The organism is Streptomyces sp. NPDC048277, from assembly GCF_040652235.1.
In the GTDB taxonomy this organism is placed as follows: domain Bacteria; phylum Actinomycetota; class Actinomycetes; order Streptomycetales; family Streptomycetaceae; genus Streptomyces.
In genome coordinates this window covers 80,804-104,750 of the sequence record NZ_JBEZLQ010000034.1, presented here as the reverse complement: position 1 = coordinate 104,750, position 23,947 = coordinate 80,804, and the positions used below count along the sequence as shown (strand labels likewise).

Sequence of the window (23,947 nt, the reverse complement as noted above, 5' to 3'; positions counted from 1 at the left end):
CCCTACGTATGTTGAAAGTTGGAGAGTCATGCACGACGACCGTCATGTCACCGAGCAGCGGCTCGATCGAGTGCTCAACCAGCGGATACGGCCTGCTGTGCACGCTCGGTCGGTTCCGTTGCGGGTGGAGGTCTGGGACGTAGCCGGTGAACCCGTTCCGGTGAGTGAGGGGCTGGATGCGCCCTATCGGCCCGCGAAGGTCGGTGACCCGTGGGGGCCGGCCTGGACGACCAGTTGGTTCAAGGTCGGTGGGGTGGTTCCCGCCGAGTGGGCCGGGCTGCCCGTGGAGGCCGTGCTCGATCTCGGGTTCGCCACGCACTCCGCCGGGTTCTCCGCCGAGGGGCTGGTCTACCGGGCCGACGGTACGGCGGTGAAGGCGCTCAACCCGCGCAACACCTGGCTGCCGGTGGCCGAATCGGCCGTGGGGGGAGAGGAGTTCACCGCCTATATCGAGGCGGCCGCCAACCCGGTCGTGATGCACACCGCCCCCGGGGAGCTCAGCTTCGGCCCCACCTCCGTCGGCGGCCGTGCCCCCTGGCTCGGCGACCCGGCCGCCGACCCCGGCGAACCCCTGTACCGGCTGCGCCGCCTCGACCTGGCCGTCGTCGACCGGCCGGTGTACGAACTCGTGCAGGACCTCGAAGTCCTCGGCCAGCTGATGCACGAACTCTCGCCCGACAGCCCGCGCCGCTGGCAGATCCTGCGCGCCATCGACCGGGCCCTGGACGCCGTCGACCTTCAGGATGTCTCCGGTACGGCCGCCGCCGCGCGGGAGGCGCTCGCCCCCGCGCTCGCCGCACCGGCCGAGGCCAGCGCGCACCGGATCTCCGCCGTGGGCCACGCCCACATCGACACCGCCTGGCTGTGGCCGCTGCGCGAGACCGTCCGCAAGGTGGCCCGCACGGTCTCCAACGTCACGCAACTCATGGACGACCACCCGGAGTTCAAGTTCGTGATGTCCCAGGCGCAGCAGCTCGCCTGGCTCAAGGAACACCGGCCCGAGGTGTACGCGCGCGCCCAGGAGAAGGCGAAGACCGGGCAGTTCCTGCCCACCGGCAGCCTCTGGGTGGAACCCGACACCAACATCAGCGGCGGCGAGTCGCTGGTCCGCCAGTTCGTCCACGGCAAGCGGTTCTACCTGGAGGAGTTCGGCGTCGAGACCGAGGAGATGTGGCTCCCGGACACCTTCGGCTACAACGCGGCCCTGCCCCAGCTGATGAAGCTCGCCGGGGTGCGCTGGTTCCTCACCCAGAAGATCTCCTGGAACACCACCAACAAGTTCCCGCACCACACCTTCTGGTGGGAGGGCATCGACGGCACCCGGATCTTCAGCCACTTCCCGCCCGTCGACTCCTACAACGGCGAGCTGTCCGGCGCCGAAGTCGCCCACAGCGTACGGAACTTCCAGGACAAGGGCGCCGTCAACAGCTCCCTCGTCCCGTTCGGCTACGGCGACGGCGGCGGCGGCCCCACCCGCGAGATGCTGGCCCGCGCCGACCGCCTCGCGAACCTGGAGGGCTCGGCCCGCGTCGACATCGAGGGCCCGGCGGACTTCTTCGCCCGCGCCGAGCAGGAGTACGCCGACGCCGGCGGCGCCCCCGTCTGGTCCGGGGAGCTGTACCTGGAGTTCCACCGCGGCACCCTCACCAGCCAGCTCGCCACCAAGCAGGGCAACCGGCGCAGCGAACACCTGCTGCGCGAGGCCGAGTTGTGGGCGGCGACGGCGGCCGTACGGGACGGGCACGCCTATCCGTACGACGCCCTGGACCGGCTCTGGAAAACGGTCCTGCTCCACCAGTTCCACGACATCCTGCCCGGCACCTCGATCGCCTGGGTGCACCGGGAGGCGGAGGAGACGTACGCCGCCGTCGCCGAGGAACTGGAGGGGATCATCGGGGCGGCCCAGCGAGCCCTGGCGGGCGAGGGCGGAAACGAGGGAGCGGGCGGGGCGCTCGTCTTCAACGCCGCGCCGCACGCCCGGGGCGGGGTGCCGGCCCTCGGGGCATCCGTGCGCACGGCGGCAGACGGCGACACCGCCGCCCTGCCGCACGGCGACGGCTTCGTCCTCGACAACGGCGTGGTCCGGGTGGTCGTCGACGGCGACGGCCTGATCGCCTCCGCCTACGACATCGCCGCCGGCCGCGAGGCCCTGCCGCCCGACGCCCGGGGCAACCTGCTCCAGCTGCACCAGGACTTCCCCAACCAGTGGGACGCCTGGGACATCGACCTCTTCCACCGCAACACCGTGCGCGACCTGACCGACGCGGAGTCGGTGACGGCCGTGCCCGGCGGCGGGGTGCGCGTGGTCCGCGCCTTCGGGGACTCCAGGATCGAGCAGACCCTGACCCTGCCGGCCGGGTCACGGCGGCTCCTCGTGGACACGGTCGTCGACTGGCACGAGCGGGAGAAACTGCTCAAGGCCGCCTTCCCGCTGGACGTCCGGGCCGCGCACTCCAGCGCCGAGATCCCCTTCGGCCACGTGGACCGCCCCACCCACACCAACACCAGCTGGGACGCGGCCAAGTTCGAGGTCTGCGCCCACCGCTTCCTGCACGTCGGCGAGCGCGACTGGGGCGCGGCCCTGGTCAACGACTCGACGTACGGCCACGACGTCACCCGCGACGTCCGCCCCGACGGAGGCACGACCACCACGGTCCGCCTCTCCCTGCTGCGCGCGGCCCGGTTCCCCGACCCCGACCAGGACCAGGGCACCCACCGGCTGCGGTACGCCTTCGTGATCGGCGCCGGACTGCACGACGCCCTCCGCGAGGGCTACCGCCTCAACCTGCCCGAACGCGTCCTCCCCGGCGCCGCGCCGGTCGAGCCGCTGGTCGCCGTCGAGGACGAGGGGGTGGTCGTCGAGGCGGTCAAGCTCGCCGACGACCGCGGCGGCGACCTCGTCGTCCGCCTCTACGAGGCCCACGGCGTACGCGCCCGCACCACCCTCACCCCGGGCTTCGCCCTGGACTCCGTGACGGTGACCGACCTCCTGGAACGCCCGCTGGAGGACCCGGCGAGCTGCCGCGTCACGGAGACCGGGGACGTACGGCTGACCCTGCGGCCGTTCCAGATCCTGACGGTACGGCTGCGGCGCGCCGAGGAGTCGTAGACCGCGCTTATCCGACGGAGGCGGTGAAGGCGGCCCAGGCGGCGGGGGAGGCGGTGAGAGTGGGGCCGGTGTCCGCCGGGTTCTTGGAGTCCCGGATGTGGATGGCGTGGGGGCAGGCGGCTACTTCGACGCACTGGCCGCCTTCGCTGCCGCTGTAGCTCGACTTGCGCCAGGCGACGGCGACTTCGATGCACTGGCCGCCCTCGTCGCCGCTGTAGGTCGACTTGAACCACTGAAGTGCCTCGGTGTTCATCGCTCTCCTAGCAGGCGGTCGAGCAGGCCCACCGAATCCTGAGTGGTCAGGGCCTGCGTCCGCAGCATCGCATACTTGCGCGCCAGCCTGGAGACCTCATCCGCGTCGGACACCCACTGGCTGCCGCGCTGGGACTCGGTGTACGCGAGGTGCTGATGGTCCGGGGTTTCGAGGAGGGTGAACGGACCGTTGACGCCTGCGTGGCAGGGGCTGCTCAGGAGCAGGAACTGCAGTGACACGCAGGGCAGTTCGGCGATCTCGCGAAGGTGGCGGAGCTGTTCCCTCCGCACCTCCGGTCCGCCGAGCGCCATGAGCAGCACCGGTTCCCAGACGACGAAGCTCAACGTCGGCGCGTTCCTGCGGTGCAGGATGTCCTGGCGCTCCAGCCGGGCCGCCGTCCGCGTCTCGACCTCGTCCTCGTCGTACGCGGGCACGCGATTGCGCAGGACGGCCCGCACATACGCCTCGGTCTGCAGAAGACCGGGCAGCACCGCGTTGTCGTACCAGGACAGGGCGATCGCCTCGCGTTCGTGCTCCATGTACACCTCGGCCCACATCGGGAACTGGTCGATGTCCGGCAGGTTCGCCACCCCCGCCGCGAACACGCCCTTCGTGTCGAGGACTTCGTCCATCCGCTCCGCGACATCCGGCTTCAGTGCCCGCCTGCCCTGCTCGATTGAGGCGATCGTCTGGTCGTCGAGGCCTGCCCGGAGGCCCAGCTCCGTCTGTGTCAGCCCGGCGACCCGGCGCGCCGCGCCGAGTTGCTTGCCGAGCATCTTCATCGACGTCTGGTTCTTCGGCCGCGGCGGCTTCTTCGCGCTCATGTCGGTCTCAATCCCCTGGGGCACGCGTACGTCACCGGGTCGGGGCCCGTACAAAAATTCCGTACGGGTCCACTCTCTGCTCCACGGTAGTGACTCTGCGCGACATTCGTCCCGTGAACGCCGTAGACGAACTCCTTTACCCCCGCGAACAGTTCTACGCCCGGGAGCGCCGGTCCGTGCCCGCGGCCAGGCGGTTCGCCGCCCAGTCGCTCAGATGCTGGGGCCTGGCGGACTGGGTCCGCGCCGACGACGTGTCGCTGTGCGTGAGCGAGCTGGCCACGAACGCGCTCCTGCACGGCGCGCCGCCCGGCCGCGGCTTCCTCCTGCGGCTGCGATACGACGGGGACGTCGTCCGCGTCGAGGTGCACGACAGCGGGGCGGGCACGCCGAGGATCGCCGACGAGACGGACGGCGAGGGTGGGCGTGGTCTGCTCCTGGTCGCGGCGCTCACCGACAAGTGGGGGGTGTGCGAGCGGGCGCTCGGCAAGGTGGTGTGGGCCGAGTTCGCGCGCTCTGCCGTGGTGGGCGTACAGCTGGTATAACCGATGGTATGTCGACCAGTAAGCTCACGGTGACCGTGCCGGACGAACTCCTCCAGGCCGCGCGCGAGGCGGCGGACGGCAATCTGTCTGCCTTCGTCGCCAGAGCCATAAGAGATCAGCTGTTGCGGGACGCCATGGCGCTGTACGCCGAGGACAGTGCCCGTATCGGAGACGACCTGGACGACCTGTACAGCGCGGCGGAGGACGATCTGTGCGACAACTGAAGCGTGGCCAGGTGTGGACCGTCCCCACGGTGGGCCGGGACCGCACGGTGGTCGTCGTCCAGAACGACCATGTGGCCGAACTGCACCCCGGCGCGGTCCTCTGCGCACTGCTCGACACGTCCGGGGAGCGGCGGGAATCGCTGGTCACGGTGCGCGTGACGACTCCGCTCCGGGGAGTGGTCCTCGCCCCCGATCTCTACAACTTCCGGCTGGCCCGCTTCGAGCAGGGGAAGTACCACGGAGACGTTCCCGGCGAACAGATGGAACGCGTGGACATCGCGTTGCGGGCGGTGCTCAGTCTCTGATGTTCTCGGCCCCTTGCCGGCGGCCCCGCTAACGTGGGGACTGGACGACCCAGGGGGACGAGATGGCCGACCAGCCTGTCCTCGCGCAACTCCACTTCGGGCGCGAGGACGCAGAACGAGATGTGACCGAGGGGCTGTTGCTGCGCGGCGGGTTTCTGCCGAACGCCGCTCACCGGGCCGCGCTCAGCGGGCGCAAGATGCTGATCATCGGGCGCAAGGGGGCCGGGAAGAGTGCCATCTGCATGCGGTTGATGTCGGACTCCGGACACGGGGGCGGGAAAGTGCTCGTCACACCCGACGAGGCCGCGGGGGAGGAGATCCGGCGGTTCGAGTTGCAGGGGCTGCCGGGGGACTCGGCCAAGGCGCTGATCTGGCGGTACGTGTTCGCCGTACACGCGGCCCGGCACCTGGTCACGCACGCCAAGTCGGACCATGGCAAGCGGTTCGACTCGGTGAAGGCACTGGAGCGCTTCCTGAAGCAGAACGGGGAGTCGGCGGGCGAGGACCGGCTCGTGGACCGGCTGGCGCAGGGGGCTCGGGGGTTGCAGACCTCCCTGTCTCTGGAGGCGTTCGGGATCAAGGCGGGCCTGGATCTCTCCCAGTCGCCGTCCGAAGGAGCCCGCGCCGCACGGCAGTTGGAGATCGTCGAGCGGGGTGTCGCGCGGGCGTTCGCCGACCTGGGGTGCGACGGCGCCGTACACCCCCCGCTGCTGCTCATGGTCGACCAGCTGGAACAGGTGTGGTCGGCCGAGCCGGACGCCAACTCGATGGTCATCGGACTGCTGCTGGCGGCCAAGCACGCGGCGGGCCTGTACGGACGTTCCGCGCGTTTCCTGCTGTTCCTGCGCGCGGACATCTACGACTCCCTGTCCTTCGGAGAGGGGGACAAGTTCCACGGCGACGAACTCAGGATCACCTGGACGGAACAGGCGCTGCGGGATCTCGCGCTGGCCCGCGCGCGGGCCTCCGTCGGGCAGGGGCTGACCGAAGAGCAGTTGTGGAAGGAACTGTTCCCACGGACGGTCGGCGGCGAGGAGATCACGGCGTATCTCTTCGGACGTTGCCTCCCTCGTCCCCGGGACGCCATCCAGTTCCTCAACGCCTGTGTGGAGAAGGCCTGGCTGGAGCAGGAACGGGACCGGATCACCGAGGCGGACGTGGTGCAGGCCGGGCGGCAGTTCTCGGAGTGGAAGCTCAAGGACCTGACCTCGGAGTACCTGGTCGCGCACCCGTTCCTGCGCAACCTCTTCCCGCTCTTCCAGAACACGGGGTACGTCGTCACCCGCGCCGGGCTCGGCCGCCGCTTCGAGGCCGCGGCCGACACCCTCCATCACGATTTCCCCGCCTATGCCAATGTGCTGACGCTCTCCGGAGCCATCGACCTGCTGTACGGCGTCGGGTTCCTCGGGGTGCGTCGCGGCAACGACGTGGTGTACGCGGGCGACGATGGCCTGCCGGTGCAGCCGCACGAGACGGAGTTCCAGGTCCACCCCTGCTTTCGGGCGGCGCTCGGGTCGACCACCGCCTTGGACCTTCGACGGTTCGAGCCGCAGCTCTTGGGTGCCCGTATCGCATCGGGCACCCTCAGCCCCGCGGCTCTGGGCAGCTCCTCCCTCAACCGCGACGACCGGCTCCTCATGCAGCTCGCGCGCTCCTGCCACTCGATCGTCGCCCAGGTCGGGCGGGCGGTGGGAGTGACAAGCGACGTGCGGGACGAGATCACGATGCAGGTCAATCGCATCCTGGACCAGGTCAACCGGATCTCTTCGGGCGCCGTATCGGTCCTGGGCGTCGACATGGACGAGTATCTCCGCACTACAGCGCACTACTTCACCACCCTGGCCGCCCAACTCCGTGCCGACGGACTGGACGAGACCACCGGCATCGGCGATGTCGTCCGCCGCATCCAAGAGGAGGAGCGGCGCCTGCGACGCTCGGCGGGTGGGGCGTACGGCAGCTCGGGAGACTCGTCGGGCTACTGAACCGCCATACTCGTGAGGGAGTTCCGGGACAGATCGCCGTCGGGAGAGGGAACCGGTGCTGAACGAGGTGTTGGCCGGGCGGTTCCGGATCACCGGTCTGCTGGGGTCCGGCGGGATGGGCCGGGTGTGGGCGGCCGAGGACGAGCGGATGCGGCGGGACGTCGCCGTCAAGGTCGTCCATCCGCAGTACGGGATGGACGAGGCGGAGACACAGGCCCGGTTCCAGCGTGAGGTGCAGATGGCCGGGCGGCTGGCCCACCGGAACATCGTCACCGTGCACGACTGGGGCGAGGCGTCGGTCGACGGGCGGCCGACCCTGTTTCTCGTCATGGAGCTGGTGCCGGGCGAGTCCCTCCAGAAGCGGCTCAATGTGTGGCTGAGGCCGGGCAGTTGGCCGCGCGTCGCGTACTGGCCGGTGGCCGTGGGCTGGGCCGCGCAGATCGCGGAGGCTCTGCACGCAGCCCACGGCCAGGGTGTGGTGCACCGGGACATCAAGCCGGCCAACGTGCTGCTGACACCGGAGGGGACGGTCAAAGTCGTCGACTTCGGCGTCGCGAAGTTCCTCGGCGAGACCGTCGGGGCCCACGAACTCACCGTTACGGGCATGCCCGTCGGCTCGCCGTCGTACATGTCCCCGGAACAGGCCGACGGAGACAAGGCGATCGACCACCGTAGCGACCTGTACTCACTGGGCTGCCTGCTGTACCACGCGGCGACAGGACGGCCGCCGTTCACCGGGAACAGTCATTGGGCGGTGCTCCGTCAGCAGATCCAGGACATCCCCGTACCGCCGGTCGCCCGGGTCCCGGGCCTTCCGGCCGCCCTGAACGACCTCGTCCTGAGCCTTCTCGCCAAGCGCCCGGAAGACCGCCCGGCGGACGCGGCAGCCGTCTGTGAGACCCTGAGCATCCTGCTTGCCGACCACGCGATGACGTGGCCCAGCAGCATCCTCGACGCCGCGCAGCTGAGCCACGGCCGTTCGGTCTCCGGGCTCATTCTGCGGCGGGTGCAGGAGCTGCACGCCGAGGCCGAGGAGGCGCGCGCAGGCCCTTCTGCTGATGGAGGAGGCGGCCACATTCGCCGAGGAGCTCCACGAGAAGGCCGACCGGCGACTCAGGGCCATGAGTGCGCGCGAACTCGGCGAGGGCGGCGGACCGCCGGAGCCGACGGAGGAGGACTTCTACCTGGTCTTCAAGAAGTCGATATACGGCGGTTACCCCAGCTCCGTCCAGTTCAGGGGAGAGGTGGAGGCGACCTTCGGCATCACGCTCCCGCAGCGCGACGCGGACCGCATGGTCAACCGCTTCACCAACCGCCACACGGCGGAACTGCAGGAAGACCACATTCCGTAGGGAGCCGGGAGAGCCACCGGAGTCTGAATCCGGGGAGTTCTCCCGGCTCTGATCACGAACCGGTCAGAGACGCTCGGGCGTCCGGATGCCCAGCAGGGACATGCCCTGGTGGAGGGTGCGGGCCGTCATGTCGCACAGGAACAGCCGGTTCTCCACCTGGGCCGGGGTGTCGGCCTTGAGGACGGGGCACTTGTCGTAGAAGGAGGTGTAGAGGGAGGCCAGCTGGTACAGGTACGCGGCCAGCTTGTGCGGGGCGTACTCCGCCGCCGCCTCGAAGACCGTGTCGCCGAACGCGTCCACGTGCAGGCCGAGCGCCCGCTCCGCCGTGTGCAGCTCCAGCTCCGGGTGCGCGGCCGGCCGGACCCCGCCCGCCTTGCGGAGGATGGACTGGATACGGGCGTACGCGTACTGGAGGTAGACGGACGTGTCGCCGTTCAGCGAGACCATCTGGTCCAGGTCGAACTTGTAGTCCCGGTTGGGCGACGTCGACAGGTCCGCGTACTTCACGGCACCGATGCCCACCTGGGCGGCCCGCTCCTGGATCTCGTCCTCGGTGAGGTCCTGCGCCTTCTCCCGGACGACCTCGGCGGCCCGCTGCACCGCCTCGTCCAGCAGGTCCTCCAGCCGCACGGTCTCACCCGCACGCGTCTTGAACGGCTTGCCGTCCGCGCCCAGCACCGTGCCGTAGCCCATGTTGTGCGCGGTGACGTCGTCGGTGAGCCAGCCGGCCCGCCGCGCCGTCTCGAAGACCATCTTGAAGTGCAGGGACTGGCGGACGTCCACGACGTAGAGCAGCGAGGTGGCGTGCAGGTCCTGGACCCGGTTGCGGATCGCCGTCAGGTCGGAGGCCGCGTAGCCGAAGCCGCCGTCCGCCTTCTGCACGATCAGCGGGACCGGCTGGTCGTCCTTGCCCCGGATGTCGTCGAAGAACACGACGAGCGCGCCCTCGGAACGGACCGCGACGCCCATCTCCTCCAGGAGCCGGGCGGTCTCGGGCATGCCGTCGTTGTACGCCGACTCGCCGACGATCTCGTCGTCCCGGATCTCCATGTCCAGCTTCTCGAAGACCGAGTAGAAGTAGACCTTCGACTCGTCCACGAACCGCTGCCACAGGTCCAGGGTCTCCTTGTCGCCGGACTGGAGGGCGACCACCCGCTTCCTGGCCCGCTCCTTGAACTCCTCGTCCGCGTCGAAGACCGCCCGGGACGCCTTGTAGACCCGGTTCAGGTTCGACATGGCCTGCTCGCCGTCCGTGTCGGTCTCCGCGGACAGCTCGCCCGGGTTCTCGATCAGGTACTGGATGAGCATGCCGAACTGGGTGCCCCAGTCGCCGATGTGGTGCCGGCCGATCGTCCGCTCGCCGGTGAAGTCGAGCATGCCGCGCAGGGCGTCGCCGATCACCGCGGAGCGCAGGTGGCCGACGTGCATCTCCTTCGCCACGTTCGGCTGCGCGTAGTCGACCACCGTGATGCCGGGCTCGGCCTTGGGCGCCACGCCGAGCCGGTCGCCGTCCGCGTACCGGGCGGCCAGGTTCTCGGTGATCGCCCTGTCCGCGAGGGTGATGTTGAGGAAGCCGGGGCCGGAGACCTCGACGTCCTGGATCAGGGCCGCGCCGGTGACGATGTGGGAGACGACCTGCGTCGCCAGGTCCCGCGGGTTCGCCTTGGCCTTCTTGGCGAGGGCCAGGATGCCGTTCGCCTGGTAGTCGGCCCGGTCGCTGCGTCGCAGCAGTGGATCGACGTCGGCCTCCGGCAGGGCGGCGGTGAGGGCGTCGGTGAGCTGCTGGTTGACGAGATCGGTGAGCGACGTGACCGAGGGCATGAGGTGGGAGCCGTTTCTCCTCGTGGGTTCGGGTAGACGGGACCATTATTTCATGGGGGGTAAAGGGGTTTTTGCGGCTACGAGCTCGGGGGCTTTTGTGCTGCGCCGGGTGCGGGTGCGTTGTGGCTGGTCGCGCCCACGCGGCGGAGCCGCATATCGACACAGCCCCGCGCCCCCAAGCGGCGGCTGCGCCGCCTTGGGGCGCTCTTTGTAAAGGCGTTTTCGTCGTTGACCCGGCTCCTGGGACAATGGAGCGGTCAGCCGTGCGACCGTACCGGCTGTCCCATGTCAGAAAGAAGGACGTGCCGATCGTGGCTGAGAGCACCGAGACCTCCGACTGGGTCTCCCGTTTCGCGGACGACGTCATCGAGGAGTCGGAGCGTCGGGCCCCGGGCAAACCTGTCGTCGTCGCGTCCGGTCTCTCACCCTCGGGCCCCATCCACCTCGGCAACCTCCGCGAGGTCATGACCCCGCACCTGGTCGCCGACGAGGTCCGGCGGCGCGGCCACCAGGTCCGGCATCTGATCTCCTGGGACGACTACGACCGGTACCGCAAGGTCCCGGCGGGCGTCGCCGGCGTCGACGAGAGCTGGGCCGAGCACATCGGCAAGCCGCTCACCTCCGTGCCCGCCCCGAAGGGCTCCGCGCACCCGAACTGGGCCGAGCACTTCAAGGCCGCGATGGTCGAGTCGCTGGCCGAGCTCGGCGTGGAGTTCGACGGGATCAGCCAGACCGCGCAGTACACCTCCGGCGTGTACCGCGAGCAGGTCCTGTACGCCATGAAGCACCGCGGTGACATCGACGCGATCCTCGCCCAGTACCGGACCAAGCCGAAGACCGGCAAGAAGCCCCAGCAGAAGGCCGTCGACGAGGCCGAGCTGGAGGCCGAGGAGGGCTCGGGCGCGGCCGCCGAGGACGACGGCTCCTCCGGCTCCGCCGGGTACTTCCCGTACAAGCCGTACTGCGGCGGCTGCGGCAAGGACCTGACCACCGTCACCGCGTACGACGACGACACCACCGCGCTGACGTACACCTGCACCGAGTGCGGCTTCGCCGAGACCGTCCGGCTGAGCGAGTTCAACCGCGGCAAGCTCGTCTGGAAGGTCGACTGGCCGATGCGATGGGCGTTCGAAGGCGTCGTCTTCGAACCGAGCGGTGTCGACCACTCCTCGCCCGGGTCCAGCTTCCAGGTGGGCGGCCAGATCGTCGGGATCTTCGGAGGCAAGCAGCCCATCGGGCCCATGTACGCCTTCGTCGGCATCAGCGGCATGGCCAAGATGTCCTCGTCGCGGGGCGGGGTACCCACCCCGGCCGACGCCCTGAAGATCATGGAGCCGCAGATCCTGCGCTGGCTCTACGCCCGCCGCCGGCCCAACCAGTCCTTCAAGATCGCCTTCGACCAGGAGATCCAGCGCCTCTACGACGAGTGGGACAAGCTCGACGCGAAGGTGGCGGAGGGATCCGCGCTGCCCGGTGACATCGCCGCGCACTCCCGCGCGGTCCGTACGGCCGGCGGCGAGCTGCCGCGTACGGCGCGACCGCTGCCGTACCGGACGCTCGCCTCCGTCGCCGACATCACCGCCGGACACGAGGACCAGGCGCTGCGGATCCTCAGCGAGCTCGACCCCGCGAACCCGCTCGGGTCCGTGGACGAGGCACGGCCGCGCTACGACAAGGCCGAGGCCTGGATCAACACGCAGGTACCGGCCGACCAGCGGACCATCGTCCGCGAGGAGCCGGACGCCGAACTGCTGAAGTCCCTGGACGAGGCGTCCCAGCAGTCCGTACGACTGCTGCTCGACGGGCTCGCCGAGCACTGGTCGCTCGACGGACTGACCCACCTCGTGTACGGCGTGCCCAAGGTGCAGGCCGGGTTCTCCGCGGACGCCACGGCGAAGGAACTGCCGGCCGAGATCAAGACGGCCCAGCGCACGTTCTTCGCGCTGCTGTACCACCTGCTCGTCAGCCGCGACACCGGGCCCCGGCTGCCCACCCTGCTGCTCGCGGTCGGTCAGGAGCGGGTACGGGCCCTGCTCGGGGCCTGAGACCGACATGAAGAAGGGGCCCTCCGCGCCTAGGAGGGCCCCTTCTTCATGTCCTGCGTCCTACGCGATGTGGTCTTCCTGCAGTTCCGCCGTGTGGCGGTTGGTGAAGCGGTTGACCATGCGGTCCGCGTCGCGCTGCGGGAGCGTGACGCCGAAGGTCGCCTCCACGTCACCCCGGAACTGGCTGGAGCTGGGGTAACCGCCGTCTATCGACTTCTTGAAGACCAGGTAGAAGTCGTCCTCGGTCGGCTCCGGCGGGCCGCCGCCCTCGCCGAGCTCACGGGTGCGGCCCGGGCCGGAGGGGATGGGAAAGCTGCCGGTCGTCTCCGAGACGGACTCCTCGGCGACGGGCTGCGGTTCCTGGGGCAGCTGCTCCTGCCGGAACTGCTCCTGCTGGTACTGCTCCTGCAGATAGCGCTGCTGCTCCTGCTCGTACCAGGCCGCGTACTGCTCCTCGGCGTACTGGGGGTCGTAGGGCGGCTCGTAGGAGGGGTCGTAGTCACCGTGGTACTCGATCTGCTGGGGGTTCCTGGCATGCAGCCAGGGATTCACCTCCGGATCGGGTGCTGGTGCGGGCGCGGGTGCGTAGGCGGGCTGCTCGCTACGGGGAGCGGGGATCAGCTCGGGACGCTGCTCGCCCTGAGGCACGGCCGGGGCGGGAGCGGGGGCCGCGGGCGCGGGGGCCGGCAGGAGCACCGGGATCTCTATGCCCGCCGCCGCCAGGCCCTCCGGGGCGGTGTCCGCGAGCGGGACGCCGTAGCGCGCCAGGCGCAGGGGCATCAGGGACTCCACCGGGGCCTTCCGCCGCCACGCCCGGCCGAAGCGGGAGCGCAGCCTCGCCTGATAGACGAGACGTTCCTGCTCCAGCTTGATCACCTGGTCGTAGGAACGGAGCTCCCACAGCTTCATCCGGCGCCAGAGCAGGAACGTGGGGACCGGCGAGAGCAGCCAGCGGGTGAGGCGGACACCCTCCATGTGCTTGTCCGCCGTGATGTCCGCGATCCGGCCGATCGCATGCCGGGCCGCCTCGACCGCGACCACGAACAGGATCGGGATCACCGCGTGCATGCCCACGCCCAGCGGGTCCGGCCAGGCCGCCGCGCCGTTGAAGGCGATCGTGGCGATGGTCAGCAGCCAGGCCGTCTGCCTCAGCAGCGGGAAGGGGATACGGATCCAGGTCAGCAACAGGTCCAGGGCGAGCAGGACGCAGATACCCGCGTCGATGCCGATCGGGAAGACATAGGAGAAGTTCCCGAAGCCCTTCTTGATGGCCAGCTCACGGACGGCCGCGTACGAACCGGCGAAGCCGATACCGGCGATGATCATCGCGCCGGTCACGACCACACCGATGAGAACGCGGTGCATCCGAGTCAGCTGCATTGGCGCGGCCACCCGTACTCCCCTCCCCTTGCGTGTTGTTGCGCGCAACAGGGTGGCACATCAGTGCGGCGCCCGTGTTGCCGGTCAGCCCTTCTTGGCTGACGACTTGGAGGGCGACGCGGAGGCGGAGGGCGACGCGGACGCCGACTTCGACGGCGTCGCCGCAGGTGAACTCCCGGACGCCGCCGACCCGTTGCTGCCCGTCGTGACCGCCGCCACCGCCTCCTTGACGGCCTTCACCGCCGCCTTCGTGAGCGTGTCCGCGTCCGGCGTCTTCTCGCCGGCCAGACCCGCGCCGTTGTAGTCGAGGGTGACGACCACGTTCGCGACCCGAGCCACGACCGTCTGCTGCTTGAAGGCACCCTCCTTCTTCTTCAGGTCGTAGCGCACGGCGGTGGCCTGGTCGCCGGCCCCGGTCACCGGCTCCGACTTCGTGTTCTTCGCACCGGTCACGGACTGGGCGTCCTGTACCTGGCTCGTGTAGTACGCCGCGGCCTGCTGGTCGCCGGAACCGCGGTTGCCGTCCGAGTCGAAACGGAGGAAGGAGATGTTGAGCCAGCGGAACTGGGAGCCCTTCACACCGTTGTTGTCCAGGCTGCTCCAGGAGCAACTGCCCCGCGTGGCCACATCGCCCGACTTGCCCTCCTTGCCCGACTTGGCGCCCTGCGGCACGAGGTCGGTGAGGGTCTGCTTCGACAGCACCGCGCACGGCTCCGGCAGATTCTGGTACTTGGCCGCCTGGACGGTCGGCGAAGGGGCCGTGGAGCCGGTGGACGAGGTGGCCGCGCTCGAACCGGCGCCCGTCTCCGTCCCCTTCGCGTCGCTGCCGGAGTCCGAGGAGCAGGCCGCGGCGAACAGCGCCACGACGGGGACGGCGGCCGCGCAGACGAGGCCGCGGCGGAGGCGCCCCGCCCGTCGCTGTGCGTTCCGTTCGTTCCGGGCGCGCTGGTCGTCTCGCTGGACTGCTACTCGCTGCATGGTTCCTTCACTCATACGTTCGGGGTTCCTGCGGTCGGATCGGGTCCGAGGGGCCACGGTACGCGGTGAGGGAGCTGTGCGGTTCCGGTTCGGGCGCTTTGCGGGCGGGGTGGAGAGAGCGTGTCCCGGCCCTCAGCCGTTGAGCGCCTCGGCCAGTTGGGCCGCCAGATTCTGGGCCCTGTCCTGCATTTCCTTGCTGTCGGGGACGGTCCCGGTCGCCATCGGCTGCTCCTCGTACTCGATGGTCACCACGACGTTGGACGTGCGGAACACCACAGTCACCGTCCGCTGTTCGGAGGTCGAACCGGAGCCGCTCAGCTGGTCGTCGAGATACGCCTCGTCGCCGAGGTCGGTGAGGACACGGGGCTGCAGGTTGGCAGGAGTGGAGGACGGAGAGGAGGAAGAGGAGGCGGAGCCGGAGGCGGAGGGGTCGGCCGAGGTCCCGGAGGACGCGGAGGACGACGCGGACGGGGACGCCGAACCGGACGTGGACCCGGACGGTGAACCCGACGACGAACCGGACGGCGACTCCGACTCCGTCGTGCTCGGCGACGCGGACTCGGGGATGTCGGCCGCCACCTCCATCTGCGTGTAGATCGTCTGCGCCTCGCTGTCGTCGCTGACCGAGTTGTCGTACGACACCACGCGCTCGAAGTCGATGTGCAGCCGGTCCGTGGCGTCGTTGGACTCGACCTTCCAGCGGCAGCCGACCTTGCGGTCGGTGTCGTAGGTGAGCGTGGCGTCGCCCGCGTAGGCCTTCGTCCGCTGGTCCTCGTCGGTGATCTGGGCGATGCCGGGGAGCAGGGAGTCGAGGGTGTCGTGACCGACCGCGCCGCAGGCCTCGGGGAGGGTGCGGTACTTGCCGGGCTGGGCGGCGACGGTGGAGGTGCTGGTGTCGGCGTTCTTGTCGCCGGTGTCGGTCCCGCCGCTGGAACCGCTCGTGCAGCCGGCCAGCAGAGCCGCGAGAAGAGCGGCGGTGCCGGTTACGTACGCCTTCCGCTGCACGGTCAGGCTCCTTTCCGTTCACTGGGTCGCTCGGTCCTGCTCCAGTGTCCCCGCTGGTTAATCGCTTGCCGCGGCGGGGCGCCCCCTGGAGACAATGTGTATCGCACGCACCGTGGTGAACGCCGGTCCCGTGTCTGATTCAGGTGACCTTGCCGCCGCATTTGCGTTCTGTCGCATTACATCTTTTTGTCACGTTTCACGGGGGAATGAGGAAGACATGTCGTACGTGGAGATGCCGGGGGCGAAGGTACCGATCCGGATGTGGACCGACCCGGCGACCGTCGAGGACGTGGCCCTCCAGCAGCTGCGCAATGTCGCGACCCTGCCGTGGATCAAGGGCCTCGCGGTGATGCCGGACGTCCACTACGGCAAGGGCGCGACGGTCGGGTCGGTCATCGCGATGCAGGGCGCGGTGTGCCCGGCGGCGGTCGGCGTCGACATCGGCTGCGGAATGTCGGCGGTGAAGACGTCGCTCACGGCGAATGACCTGCCGGGCGATCTGTCCCGGCTGCGCTCGAAGATCGAGCAGGCGATTCCGGTGGGGCGGGGGATGCACGCGGAGCCGGTGGAGCCGGGGGACTTCCACGGGCTGGCCACTGCCGGGTGGGGGGAGTTCTGGGGGCGGTTCGAGGGGGTTGCGGAGGCGGTGAAGTTCCGGGAGGGGCGGGCGCATCAGCAGATGGGGACGCTTGGCGCGGGCAACCATCATCTTGAACTGTCGTTCGATACTGAGGGCTCGGTGTGGCTCACGCTGCACTCCGGTTCCCGGAATATCGGCAAGGAACTGGCCGAGTACCACATCGGCGTGGCCCAGAAGCTCCCCCATAACCAGGGCCTGGTCGACCGTGATCTCGCTGTGTTCGTCGCGGACACTCCGCACATGGCCGCATACCGGAATGACCTCTACTGGGCGCAGGAGTACGCGAAGTACAACCGCTCGATCATGATGGCGCTTCTCAAGGACGTGATCCGCAAGGAGTTCAAGAAGGCGAAGCCGACCTTCGAGATGGAGGTCAGCTGTCACCATAATTACGTAGCCGAGGAGCGGTACGAGGGGATGGACCTGCTGGTGACCCGTAAGGGCGCGATCCGGGCAGGAGCCGGCGACCTCGGCATCATCCCGGGTTCGATGGGCACGGCTACGTACATCGTCAAGGGCCTCGGTAACGAGAAGGCTTTCAACTCGGCTTCGCACGGCGCGGGTCGGCGAATGAGTCGCAACGCGGCCAAGCGGCGCTTCTCGACGAAGGACCTGGAGGAGCAGACGCGGGGCGTGGAGTGCCGTAAGGACTCCGGCGTGGTGGATGAGATCCCGGGTGCTTACAAGCCGATCGACCAGGTGATGGACCAGCAGCGGGACCTCGTGGAGGTCGTGGCGAAGCTGAAGCAGTTCATCTGCGTGAAGGGCTGAAGGGCGAGGCCCCCGGTTGGTACCGGGGGCCTCTCTTGTCTGATCACTGAGTGTCGGGCTTCGGAACTTTGCCGTTGCGTAGGCGCCAGAGGCGGAGATTGCAGCTCTGGGTGCTCCTGCCGAGCACCTCAGCGGCGGCCATGGGGCTGTTGAGCTTCAGCAGGATCCGGTCCTCGTCTTCAGTCCAGCGGCGCTGCGTGTGCGCGGCACGCATCCCTGCGGGACGTGCCCAGTCGGCGAGCGCTTCGGCAGCAGTGCTCTTTCGCTCCAACGACAGACAACCGGGGTAGTAGAGGTCGGCGACCAGACTCTGAGCCCCCTCCATCGTGTAGAGAACGTTGTAGATGTCGTCGCGGGCGTTGCGCTTGAGGCTGCGCTCAGCTCCGGTTACTTCCCTGGCGTAGTCGCGCATGTGGGACGCAACAGGAGTGCTGGCCGTGGTCAGGGAGATGAACGGAAATCCCTTGCTGGTGAAACCGACCGATCCGTCTGCGTCGATCAGGCCCCGTAGATAGTCACGGCGGGAGAACTCGCCGTTCGGGGGAGCGATCGTCTTTGACTTGCGGCCGTAGGGCAGGCCGAGTTCGTTGAGCGTGGTCCTGGCTTCTAGAGAGCACAGGCTCCAGACGGCTGCTGTGTGGCTCTCCGTGAAGTTGGTCGAGCGGGTACGTTCGGTGATGCTGCTGTAGTACGGCGTCAGCTTCTGGAACGCGCGTAGGAGATCGATATCCCGTGCGCTGATCTCTACGGTCAGACGGCCCTTCTGGCCGACGCCCTTTGCCAGGTGCCCATCCGCCTGCAAGAAGCCGAACATGTACGCGTACTCGGGGACCGTGAGGTCCATGAACCGGTGGGCGTTAGGCTCGCATTCAGCCACAGGGAAGCTCCACTTCCATGCTGGTCAGGCCCTCGGCGGGGGTGCATCCCTGCCGAGGGCCGTCGCATTTGATGGTGTGGCGCGAGCCTAGGTCGGGTGTTCAGGTGCCGTTCGGGTGATCGAGGATGTTCACCCTTGTGAGTTAGCGCGGGCGCCGGTCACTTCGCGTGGCGGACCGCGTAGATCATCACGAACGCGATGATGTGGATGCCGAAGAGGAAGTAGCCCAGGAAGTACCAGACCTGGCGTTCGTTCTTGGTCTCCTGCTTCAGGCGGGCCTGTTCCAGGTCCGTCTCCAGGGCCTTCGCGGCGTCCTCGTCCGGCATCACAGTTCCCGGTGGACCTTGGTGTTGGAGGCCTGGGCGCGGGGGCGGACGACCAGGAGGTCGATGTTGACGTGGCTGGGGCGGGTCACCGTCCAGGCGATCGTGTCGGCCACGTCGTCGGCGGTCAGGGGCTCGGCCACCCCCGCGTAGACCTTCGCCGCCTTCTCCTCGTCGCCGCCGAAGCGGGTCAGCGCGAACTCGTCCGTCTTGACCATGCCGGGGGCGATCTCGATCACCCGCACCGGCTTGCCGACGATCTCCAGACGGAGGGTCTCGGCGAGGACGTGGGCGCCGTGCTTGGCGGCGACATAGCCGGCGCCGCCCTCGTAGGTGCCGAGACCGGCCGTGGAGGAGACCACGACCACCGTGCCGTCGCCGCTCGCCTCCAGCCGGGGGAGCAGGGCCTGGGTGAGGTTCAGGGTGCCGATGACGTTCGTCTCGTACATCGTGCGCCAGTCGGCGGGGTCGCCGGTGGCCACGGGGTCGGCGCCGAGGGCTCCGCCGGCGTTGTTGACGAGGACGGCGATCGCCTTGAACGCCGTCGCGAACTCGTCCACGGCCTCGCGGTCCGTCACGTCCAGCTGGTAGGCCGTGGCCTGGTGGCCCGCCTCGGTGAGTTCCTTGGCCAGTGCCTCGATTCGGTCCTCTCGGCGTGCGGTGAGGACCACGCGGTAGCCGGCCTCGGCGAGCTTGCGGGCGGTGGCGGCGCCGATGCCGCTGCTCGCGCCGGTGACTACCGCGATGGGGGAGGGGGCCATGGGGGAGTGCTCCTCAACGGGGTGTACGTGTGCGGGCTTGTCTGTGGCAAGGATAGGTGGGGGGTGGTTTCGGTGGGTCGGCGGCTGCGGGCCGGTGGGGGCCGGTCGCGCCCACGCGGCGGAGCCGCATATCAGACGCAGCCCCGCGCCCCTTGGGTGGAGAACCCGGCCGTCAGTTTCTGGGTGCCCACATGATCAGTGCCATTCCCGCCAGGCAGATCGTCGCGCCCGTGATGTCCCAGCGGTCCGGGCGGTAGCCGTCGGCGACGGCGCCCCACAGGAGCGAGCCCGCCACGAAGATGCCGCCGTACGCCGCCAGGATGCGGCCGAAGTGGGCGTCCGGCTGGAACGTGGCGACGAAGCCGTACGCGCCCAGGGAGAGGATGCCGCCCGCGATCCAGAGCCAGCCGCGGTGTTCCCGTACGCCCTGCCAGACCAGCCAGGCGCCGCCGATCTCGAAGAGCGCGGCGACGACGAAGAGGGCGGCGGAGCGGAGGATCAGCATGGTCGCAGCCTGCCATGCCGTGCCGTGTCACCTGTTGGGGGGCGCCTGGGGTGGGGCGCGGGTGGCATACATCCGTACGAATGCCGGAGACGGACGGCGGCGCGGACGGGACGGATGGGTCGGGAGGCATGGGGATGCGGCGTTGTGGGGTTGTGGTGGTGGTCGGGCTGGCGAGTGCCGTGCTCGCGGCGGTCGGGGGCGGTGGGACCGGTTGGGCGGCTGCGGCCGGGGCGGCCGATCTGGAGGTGCACGGGTCTGCCGAGATGCGCGGGGACGTGGTGCAGGTCCGGGTGACCCCGCGCAACCAGGGGCCGGACGCCGTGGCCGGGGCCAGTGTGCGGCTGCGCTGGTCGGCGGCGCTGGCGGACGTGCAGCGGTTGCCCGCCGGGTGTGCGCGGACCGGTGACCGGGAGGTGGTGTGCGGTACCGGGCCGCTGGCCGTGGACGTGCCCGGCGAGCAGTTGCTGGTCCTGGTACGGCTGCGGGAGCGGCCGGCGGAGGTGATGCTGGAGGTGGACATGGCGTGGGGCGGGGGTGCCGTGGACCATGACCGTACGAACGACAGGCAGCGGGTGCTGGTGCTGGCGACCGGGGACTCGTACGCGTTCTGAGTCCGGTCGGGCCGGTCAGGGCAGGGCCTGGACGAGTTCTTGGGCGAGGGGGCCGGAGGACGCGGGGTTCTGTCCGGTGAAGAGGTTGCGGTCCACGATCGTGTAGGGCTCCCAGGCGGGACCCTTCGAGTACTCGGTGGGCAGTTTGATCAGTTCGTCCTCGAGCAGCCACTTGGCCTTGTCGGCGAATCCGACACCGGCCTCCTCCTCGTTGCAGAAGCCCGTCAGCCGGTAGTTCGCGAAAGGTGTGTCGCCGTTGGCGTCGCGGGTCGCGAGGATGGCGGCCGGGGCGTGGCACACGATGCCGAGCGGGCGGCCGGAGGCGAGTGCCTCCCGCAGCAGTGCTCCGGAGACGGGGTCGACGGAGAGGTCCTCCATGGGGCCGTGGCCTCCGGGGTAGTAGACCGCGTCGTAGTCGTCGAGGCGTATGTCGTCGAGGGAGACGGGGTGGCGCAGTTCGTCGGCCTTCTCGATGACGGCTTCTTCCTGGAGGGCGTTGTCCTCGCCGCCCGCCATGCGGGGTTCCAGGCTCATGGTGTCCACGACGGGGACGACTCCGTGCGGGGTGGCCACGGTGACCTCGTGTCCGGCGTCGGTGAACACGCGGTAGGGCGCCACGAACTCCTCGGCCCAGTAGCCGGTGGGATGCCGGTGTCCGTCCTTGAAGGTCCAGTAGCTCGCGCCGGTCAGCACACACAGGATCTTGGCCATGGGACGCTCCTCCGGTACGGGCTGCCCCGGACGGGGCATGGGGGACCGGTTCGGTCGGAAGACATCCATCAAGTGTGGGCGGGCGTTCGGGGGGCTGCAACTCGTGGCTCCCGTGGGGGCGCCGCTGGTCAGGTCCTCGGTGTCGGCCCCCACCTGTAGTCCTCGGCGGCGTCGGTGATCAGGTCCTTGACCGCCTGCGGGTGGGAGAGGAGGGACACGTGCGAGGAGTCGATCTCCACCGTCTTCCGGGCGTGCGCCCGCTTCGCCTCGAACCGCTCCAGGCTCGGGTTGATGGCCCGGTCCTGCCTGCCGACGAGGGCGTACACGGGTCTGTCCCGCCATGCGGCGCCGGTGAGCCTGTCCGCGAACGCCGACATCGCGACCGGACGCTGGGTGGCTCCCATGATGTCCGTCTGGCTCTTCGGCAGGTCGGCGGCGAAGACCTGGCGCAGGCGGCCCGGCTGTATGTAGAGGTCCGTGCCGGTGGTGCCGTCGGCGTTGCGGAAGGGCACCTGCTTCAGTGCCTGGGTGAGCGGGGCGGGGGCGAACTTCGCGGCGAGGCCGGCCTGCGACTCTCCGGCGTCGGGCATGATCGCGTTGATGTAGACGAGGGCCTTGACGTTGCCGTTTCCCACGGCGGCCTGGGTGATCACCTCGCCGCCGTAGGAGTGGCCGGCCAGGACGATCGGTCCCTTGACGGACTTCAGGAAGCTCGCGAGGTAGGCCGAGTCCTGGGGGACACCGCGGAGCGGGTTGGCCGGTGCGGCCACCGTGTAGCCGTTCTTCTGGAGCAGTGCCACGACGCCGTTCCAGCTCGACGCGTCGGCGAAGGCGCCGTGCACCAGCACGATGGTGGGCTTCGCCCGGCCGGGATCGCCGCTCGGGCCGCCGGCCCGTGCGCTGACGGGTGCCAGGACGGAGGTGGCTCCGGACAGGGCCAGCAGGGCCGCACCCCAGCGGACGACGTACACGGTGCGGCGGGACTCACGGGATATGCGCATGCCGGTCCTTCGGTGCGAGGGCGTCCGGCGACGCCCGGGATTCCAGCGTCGAGGACATCGGCGGGCATGGCCGTGCGTACGGGGCGTTCGGGTGAACGCAGGGCCCCGGACCGGGCGCCGCGGGTGCCGGAAGGTGTGGGGAATAGCTGGCGGTGGGGTCTCGTTCTGTGGGTATAGTTGAATCGTAAACAACTTGGAGGGTGAGCGAGCATGCAGTTCGGGATCTTCACGGTCGGCGATGTCACGCCGGACCCCACGACGGGGCGGACGCCGTCCGAGCGGGAGCGCATCAAGGCGATGGTCGCGATCGCGCTGAAGGCCGAGGAGGTCGGCCTTGACGTGTTCGCGACCGGCGAGCACCACAACCCGCCGTTCGTGCCGTCGTCGCCGACCACCATGCTCGGCTACGTCGCCGCGCGCACGGAGAAGCTGATCCTCTCCACCTCCACGACCCTCATCACCACCAACGACCCGGTGAAGATCGCCGAGGACTTCGCGATGCTCCAGCACCTGGCCGACGGCCGGGTGGATCTGATGATGGGCCGCGGCAACACCGGCCCGGTGTACCCCTGGTTCGGCCAGGACATCCGGCAGGGCATCAACCTCGCCATCGAGAACTACGCGCTGCTGCACCGGCTGTGGCGCGAGGACGTGGTCAACTGGGAGGGCAAGTTCCGCAGCCCGCTGCAGGGCTTCACCTCCACGCCGCGGCCGCTGGACGAGGTCCCGCCGTTCGTCTGGCACGGCTCCATCCGCTCGCCCGAGATAGCCGAGCAGGCCGCCTACTACGGCGACGGCTTCTTCCACAACAACATCTTCTGGCCGGCCGACCACACCAAGCGGATGGTCGAGCTGTACCGGTCCCGGTACGCCCACTACGGGCACGGCACGCCGGAGCAGGCGATCGTCGGCCTCGGCGGCCAGGTGTTCATGCGGAAGAACTCCCAGGACGCGGTGCGCGAGTTCCGGCCGTACTTCGACAACGCGCCGGTCTACGGCCACGGGCCCTCCCTGGAGGACTTCACCGACCAGACCCCGCTGACCGTCGGCACGCCCGAGCAGGTCATCGAGAAGACGCTGGCCTTCCGCGAGTACGCCGGTGACTACCAGCGCCAGCTGTTCCTCCTCGACCACGCGGGGCTGCCGCTGAAGACGGTCCTGGAGCAGCTCGACCTGCTCGGCGAGGAGGTCGTACCGGTGCTGCGCAAGGAGTTCGCGAACGGCCGTCCGGCGGACGTTCCCGAGGCGCCGACCCACGCCTCGCTGGTCGCGGCCGCCGCCGCGGAGAAGACGGGGACGAAGGAGGTCCAGGCATGAAGCTCGTCGTCGTGTCGGCGGGGCTGAGCGTGCCGTCGTCCACGCGGCTGCTGGCCGACCGGCTGGCCGCCGCCGTGGGCCGGGAGACCGAGGCGCAGGTCGAGGTCGTGGAGCTGCGCGACCTCGCGGTCGAGATCGCGCACAACTTCACGAACGGGTTCCCGGGGCGGAAGCTGGCGGCGGCCCTGGAGGCGGTGACGGAGGCGGACGGCCTGATCGCGGTCACGCCGGTGTTCACGGCGTCGTACAGCGGCCTGTTCAAGTCGTTCTTCGACGTGCTGGACAAGGAGGCGCTGGTGGGCAAGCCGGTGCTGGTCGCGGCGACCGGGGGTACGGGCCGGCACTCGCTGGTGCTGGAGCACGCGCTGCGGCCGATGTTCGCGTACCTGCGGGCGGTGGTCGTGCCGACGGGCGTGTACGCGGCGTCGGAGGACTGGGGCGCGGAGGGCCTGGACGACCGGATCGAGCGGGCGGCGGGGGAGCTGGCACGGCTGATGTCGGGGCCGGCGGCGACGAAGCCGCGGAAGCCCGACGACTTGGCGGTGATCCCGTTCGCGGAGCAGCTGGCGAGGCTCAGCGCCCCGTAAGGGGCGCGAGGAACTGCGCGCCC

General features: G+C 69.5%; 22 protein-coding genes and 2 pseudogenes. 12 read left to right on the top strand and 12 right to left on the bottom strand.

Annotated elements, in window-relative coordinates; all coding sequences use genetic code 11:
* The first annotated feature begins 28 nt into the window (after window positions 1–28).
* Window positions 29–3,109, top strand: a complete 3,081-nt coding sequence (locus AB0D85_RS45800; protein WP_362335223.1) for a glycoside hydrolase family 38 C-terminal domain-containing protein — start codon at window positions 29–31, stop codon at window positions 3,107–3,109.
* Window positions 3,110–3,116: 7 nt separating this feature from the next.
* Here AB0D85_RS45800 and AB0D85_RS45795 read toward each other — a convergent pair whose 3' ends face one another.
* The gene (locus AB0D85_RS45795) at window positions 3,117–3,362 is read right to left on the bottom strand and encodes a DUF397 domain-containing protein (protein WP_362335220.1); all 246 of its coding nucleotides are present in this window, start codon (window positions 3,360–3,362) and stop codon (window positions 3,117–3,119) included.
* Window positions 3,359–4,186, bottom strand: coding sequence for a helix-turn-helix transcriptional regulator (locus AB0D85_RS45790; RefSeq protein ID WP_362335217.1), 828 nt, complete (start codon window positions 4,184–4,186; stop codon window positions 3,359–3,361). The genes AB0D85_RS45795 and AB0D85_RS45790 overlap by 4 nt, the downstream gene beginning before the upstream one ends.
* A 113-nt stretch (window positions 4,187–4,299) precedes the next feature.
* On the opposite strand from AB0D85_RS45790, the gene AB0D85_RS45785 reads away from it, so the two are divergent.
* The 6 genes and pseudogenes from AB0D85_RS45785 to AB0D85_RS45760 form a co-directional block, all read left to right on the top strand.
* Window positions 4,300–4,728 carry an ATP-binding protein gene (locus AB0D85_RS45785; protein ID WP_362335214.1) on the top strand — a complete coding sequence of 143 codons (429 nt, stop codon included), beginning with the start codon at window positions 4,300–4,302 and terminating at the stop codon, window positions 4,726–4,728.
* An 8-nt stretch (window positions 4,729–4,736) separates the two neighbouring features.
* A complete protein-coding gene (locus AB0D85_RS45780) occupies window positions 4,737–4,952 on the top strand; it encodes a hypothetical protein (protein WP_362335212.1) in 216 nt (71 codons plus the stop codon).
* On the top strand, window positions 4,940–5,257 hold the full coding sequence (locus AB0D85_RS45775) for a type II toxin-antitoxin system PemK/MazF family toxin (RefSeq protein ID WP_362335209.1): 318 nt from the start codon (window positions 4,940–4,942) through the stop codon (window positions 5,255–5,257). Before AB0D85_RS45780 ends, AB0D85_RS45775 begins: the two co-directional genes overlap by 13 nt.
* 62 nt (window positions 5,258–5,319) lie before the next feature.
* On the top strand, window positions 5,320–7,239 hold the full coding sequence (locus AB0D85_RS45770) for a hypothetical protein (protein WP_362335206.1): 1,920 nt from the start codon (window positions 5,320–5,322) through the stop codon (window positions 7,237–7,239).
* Window positions 7,240–7,354: 115 nt separating this feature from the next.
* Window positions 7,355–8,056 (top strand): annotated as a pseudogene (locus tag AB0D85_RS45765) (serine/threonine-protein kinase); the annotation flags it as partial.
* 313 nt (window positions 8,057–8,369) lie between these two features.
* Window positions 8,370–8,591 (top strand): annotated as a pseudogene (locus tag AB0D85_RS45760) (hypothetical protein); the annotation flags it as partial.
* Between the two features lie 63 nt (window positions 8,592–8,654).
* On the opposite strand, the gene argS reads toward AB0D85_RS45760, so the two are convergent.
* Window positions 8,655–10,412 carry an arginine--tRNA ligase gene (gene argS / locus AB0D85_RS45755; protein WP_362335203.1) on the bottom strand — a complete coding sequence of 586 codons (1,758 nt, stop codon included), beginning with the start codon at window positions 10,410–10,412 and terminating at the stop codon, window positions 8,655–8,657.
* 302 nt (window positions 10,413–10,714) lie between these two features.
* Here argS and lysS point away from each other — a divergent pair, with 302 nt between their 5' ends.
* Window positions 10,715–12,457, top strand: coding sequence for a lysine--tRNA ligase (gene lysS, locus AB0D85_RS45750; RefSeq protein WP_362335200.1), 1,743 nt, complete (start codon window positions 10,715–10,717; stop codon window positions 12,455–12,457).
* 60 nt (window positions 12,458–12,517) lie between these two features.
* Here lysS and AB0D85_RS45745 read toward each other — a convergent pair whose 3' ends face one another.
* The 3 genes from AB0D85_RS45745 to AB0D85_RS45735 all read right to left on the bottom strand — a co-directional run bounded on the left by AB0D85_RS45745 (window position 12,518) and on the right by AB0D85_RS45735 (window position 15,820).
* Complete coding sequence (locus AB0D85_RS45745) at window positions 12,518–13,822, bottom strand: DUF2637 domain-containing protein (protein ID WP_362335196.1); 1,305 nt, start codon at window positions 13,820–13,822, stop codon at window positions 12,518–12,520.
* A 99-nt stretch (window positions 13,823–13,921) separates the two neighbouring features.
* Window positions 13,922–14,830, bottom strand: a complete 909-nt coding sequence (locus AB0D85_RS45740) for a DUF3558 family protein (RefSeq protein WP_362335193.1) — start codon at window positions 14,828–14,830, stop codon at window positions 13,922–13,924.
* Window positions 14,831–14,947: 117 nt separating this feature from the next.
* Window positions 14,948–15,820: a DUF3558 domain-containing protein gene (locus AB0D85_RS45735; protein ID WP_362335190.1), complete on the bottom strand. Its 873-nt coding sequence runs from the start codon at window positions 15,818–15,820 to the stop codon at window positions 14,948–14,950.
* Window positions 15,821–16,037: 217 nt separating this feature from the next.
* On the opposite strand from AB0D85_RS45735, the gene AB0D85_RS45730 reads away from it, so the two are divergent.
* Window positions 16,038–17,231 (top strand): RtcB family protein, encoded by a 1,194-nt coding sequence (locus AB0D85_RS45730; protein ID WP_362335187.1) that lies wholly within the window; start codon window positions 16,038–16,040, stop codon window positions 17,229–17,231.
* A 43-nt stretch (window positions 17,232–17,274) separates the two neighbouring features.
* On the opposite strand, the gene AB0D85_RS45725 is transcribed toward AB0D85_RS45730, so the two are convergent.
* The 4 genes from AB0D85_RS45725 to AB0D85_RS45710 form a co-directional block, all read right to left on the bottom strand.
* On the bottom strand, window positions 17,275–18,075 hold the full coding sequence (locus tag AB0D85_RS45725) for an LAGLIDADG family homing endonuclease (protein WP_362335184.1): 801 nt from the start codon (window positions 18,073–18,075) through the stop codon (window positions 17,275–17,277).
* Window positions 18,076–18,266: 191 nt separating this feature from the next.
* Window positions 18,267–18,434: a hypothetical protein gene (locus tag AB0D85_RS45720; RefSeq protein ID WP_362335181.1), complete on the bottom strand. Its 168-nt coding sequence runs from the start codon at window positions 18,432–18,434 to the stop codon at window positions 18,267–18,269.
* Window positions 18,434–19,192 carry an SDR family NAD(P)-dependent oxidoreductase gene (locus tag AB0D85_RS45715; RefSeq protein ID WP_362335178.1) on the bottom strand — a complete coding sequence of 253 codons (759 nt, stop codon included), beginning with the start codon at window positions 19,190–19,192 and terminating at the stop codon, window positions 18,434–18,436. Before AB0D85_RS45715 ends, AB0D85_RS45720 begins: the two co-directional genes overlap by 1 nt.
* Window positions 19,193–19,364: 172 nt before the next feature.
* A complete protein-coding gene (locus tag AB0D85_RS45710) occupies window positions 19,365–19,697 on the bottom strand; it encodes a YnfA family protein (RefSeq protein ID WP_362335175.1) in 333 nt (110 codons plus the stop codon).
* A gap of 155 nt (window positions 19,698–19,852) precedes the next feature.
* On the opposite strand from AB0D85_RS45710, the gene AB0D85_RS45705 reads away from it, so the two are divergent.
* Window positions 19,853–20,308 (top strand): hypothetical protein, encoded by a 456-nt coding sequence (locus AB0D85_RS45705; protein WP_362335172.1) that lies wholly within the window; start codon window positions 19,853–19,855, stop codon window positions 20,306–20,308.
* Window positions 20,309–20,323: 15 nt separating this feature from the next.
* Here AB0D85_RS45705 and AB0D85_RS45700 read toward each other — a convergent pair whose 3' ends face one another.
* Together AB0D85_RS45700 and AB0D85_RS45695 are read right to left on the bottom strand one after the other, a co-directional pair.
* The gene (locus AB0D85_RS45700) at window positions 20,324–21,019 is read right to left on the bottom strand and encodes a type 1 glutamine amidotransferase domain-containing protein (protein WP_362335169.1); all 696 of its coding nucleotides are present in this window, start codon (window positions 21,017–21,019) and stop codon (window positions 20,324–20,326) included.
* Window positions 21,020–21,147: 128 nt separating this feature from the next.
* Window positions 21,148–22,020 (bottom strand): alpha/beta fold hydrolase, encoded by an 873-nt coding sequence (locus AB0D85_RS45695; protein ID WP_362335166.1) that lies wholly within the window; start codon window positions 22,018–22,020, stop codon window positions 21,148–21,150.
* Between the two features lie 210 nt (window positions 22,021–22,230).
* On the opposite strand from AB0D85_RS45695, the gene AB0D85_RS45690 reads away from it, so the two are divergent.
* Together AB0D85_RS45690 and AB0D85_RS45685 are read left to right on the top strand one after the other, a co-directional pair.
* Window positions 22,231–23,337 carry an LLM class flavin-dependent oxidoreductase gene (locus tag AB0D85_RS45690; protein WP_362335163.1) on the top strand — a complete coding sequence of 369 codons (1,107 nt, stop codon included), beginning with the start codon at window positions 22,231–22,233 and terminating at the stop codon, window positions 23,335–23,337.
* On the top strand, window positions 23,334–23,924 hold the full coding sequence (locus AB0D85_RS45685) for an FMN reductase (protein WP_362335160.1): 591 nt from the start codon (window positions 23,334–23,336) through the stop codon (window positions 23,922–23,924). Before AB0D85_RS45690 ends, AB0D85_RS45685 begins: the two co-directional genes overlap by 4 nt.
* Window positions 23,925–23,947: the final 23 nt, after the last annotated feature.

Coding starts and splice junctions, on each gene's coding strand:
- AB0D85_RS45800 (WP_362335223.1), top strand. CDS start 29: ATGCACGACGACCGTCATGTCACCGAGCAGCGGCTCGATCGAGTGCTC.
- AB0D85_RS45795 (WP_362335220.1), bottom strand. CDS start 3,362: ATGAACACCGAGGCACTTCAGTGGTTCAAGTCGACCTACAGCGGCGAC.
- AB0D85_RS45790 (WP_362335217.1), bottom strand. CDS start 4,186: ATGAGCGCGAAGAAGCCGCCGCGGCCGAAGAACCAGACGTCGATGAAG.
- AB0D85_RS45780 (WP_362335212.1), top strand. CDS start 4,737: ATGTCGACCAGTAAGCTCACGGTGACCGTGCCGGACGAACTCCTCCAG.
- AB0D85_RS45770 (WP_362335206.1), top strand. CDS start 5,320: ATGGCCGACCAGCCTGTCCTCGCGCAACTCCACTTCGGGCGCGAGGAC.
- argS (WP_362335203.1), bottom strand. CDS start 10,412: ATGCCCTCGGTCACGTCGCTCACCGATCTCGTCAACCAGCAGCTCACC.
- AB0D85_RS45745 (WP_362335196.1), bottom strand. CDS start 13,822: ATGCACCGCGTTCTCATCGGTGTGGTCGTGACCGGCGCGATGATCATC.
- AB0D85_RS45740 (WP_362335193.1), bottom strand. CDS start 14,830: ATGAGTGAAGGAACCATGCAGCGAGTAGCAGTCCAGCGAGACGACCAG.
- AB0D85_RS45730 (WP_362335187.1), top strand. CDS start 16,038: ATGTCGTACGTGGAGATGCCGGGGGCGAAGGTACCGATCCGGATGTGG.
- AB0D85_RS45725 (WP_362335184.1), bottom strand. CDS start 18,075: ATGGACCTCACGGTCCCCGAGTACGCGTACATGTTCGGCTTCTTGCAG.
- AB0D85_RS45720 (WP_362335181.1), bottom strand. CDS start 18,434: ATGCCGGACGAGGACGCCGCGAAGGCCCTGGAGACGGACCTGGAACAG.
- AB0D85_RS45715 (WP_362335178.1), bottom strand. CDS start 19,192: ATGGCCCCCTCCCCCATCGCGGTAGTCACCGGCGCGAGCAGCGGCATC.
- AB0D85_RS45710 (WP_362335175.1), bottom strand. CDS start 19,697: ATGCTGATCCTCCGCTCCGCCGCCCTCTTCGTCGTCGCCGCGCTCTTC.
- AB0D85_RS45700 (WP_362335169.1), bottom strand. CDS start 21,019: ATGGCCAAGATCCTGTGTGTGCTGACCGGCGCGAGCTACTGGACCTTC.
- AB0D85_RS45695 (WP_362335166.1), bottom strand. CDS start 22,020: ATGCGCATATCCCGTGAGTCCCGCCGCACCGTGTACGTCGTCCGCTGG.
- AB0D85_RS45690 (WP_362335163.1), top strand. CDS start 22,231: ATGCAGTTCGGGATCTTCACGGTCGGCGATGTCACGCCGGACCCCACG.
- AB0D85_RS45685 (WP_362335160.1), top strand. CDS start 23,334: ATGAAGCTCGTCGTCGTGTCGGCGGGGCTGAGCGTGCCGTCGTCCACG.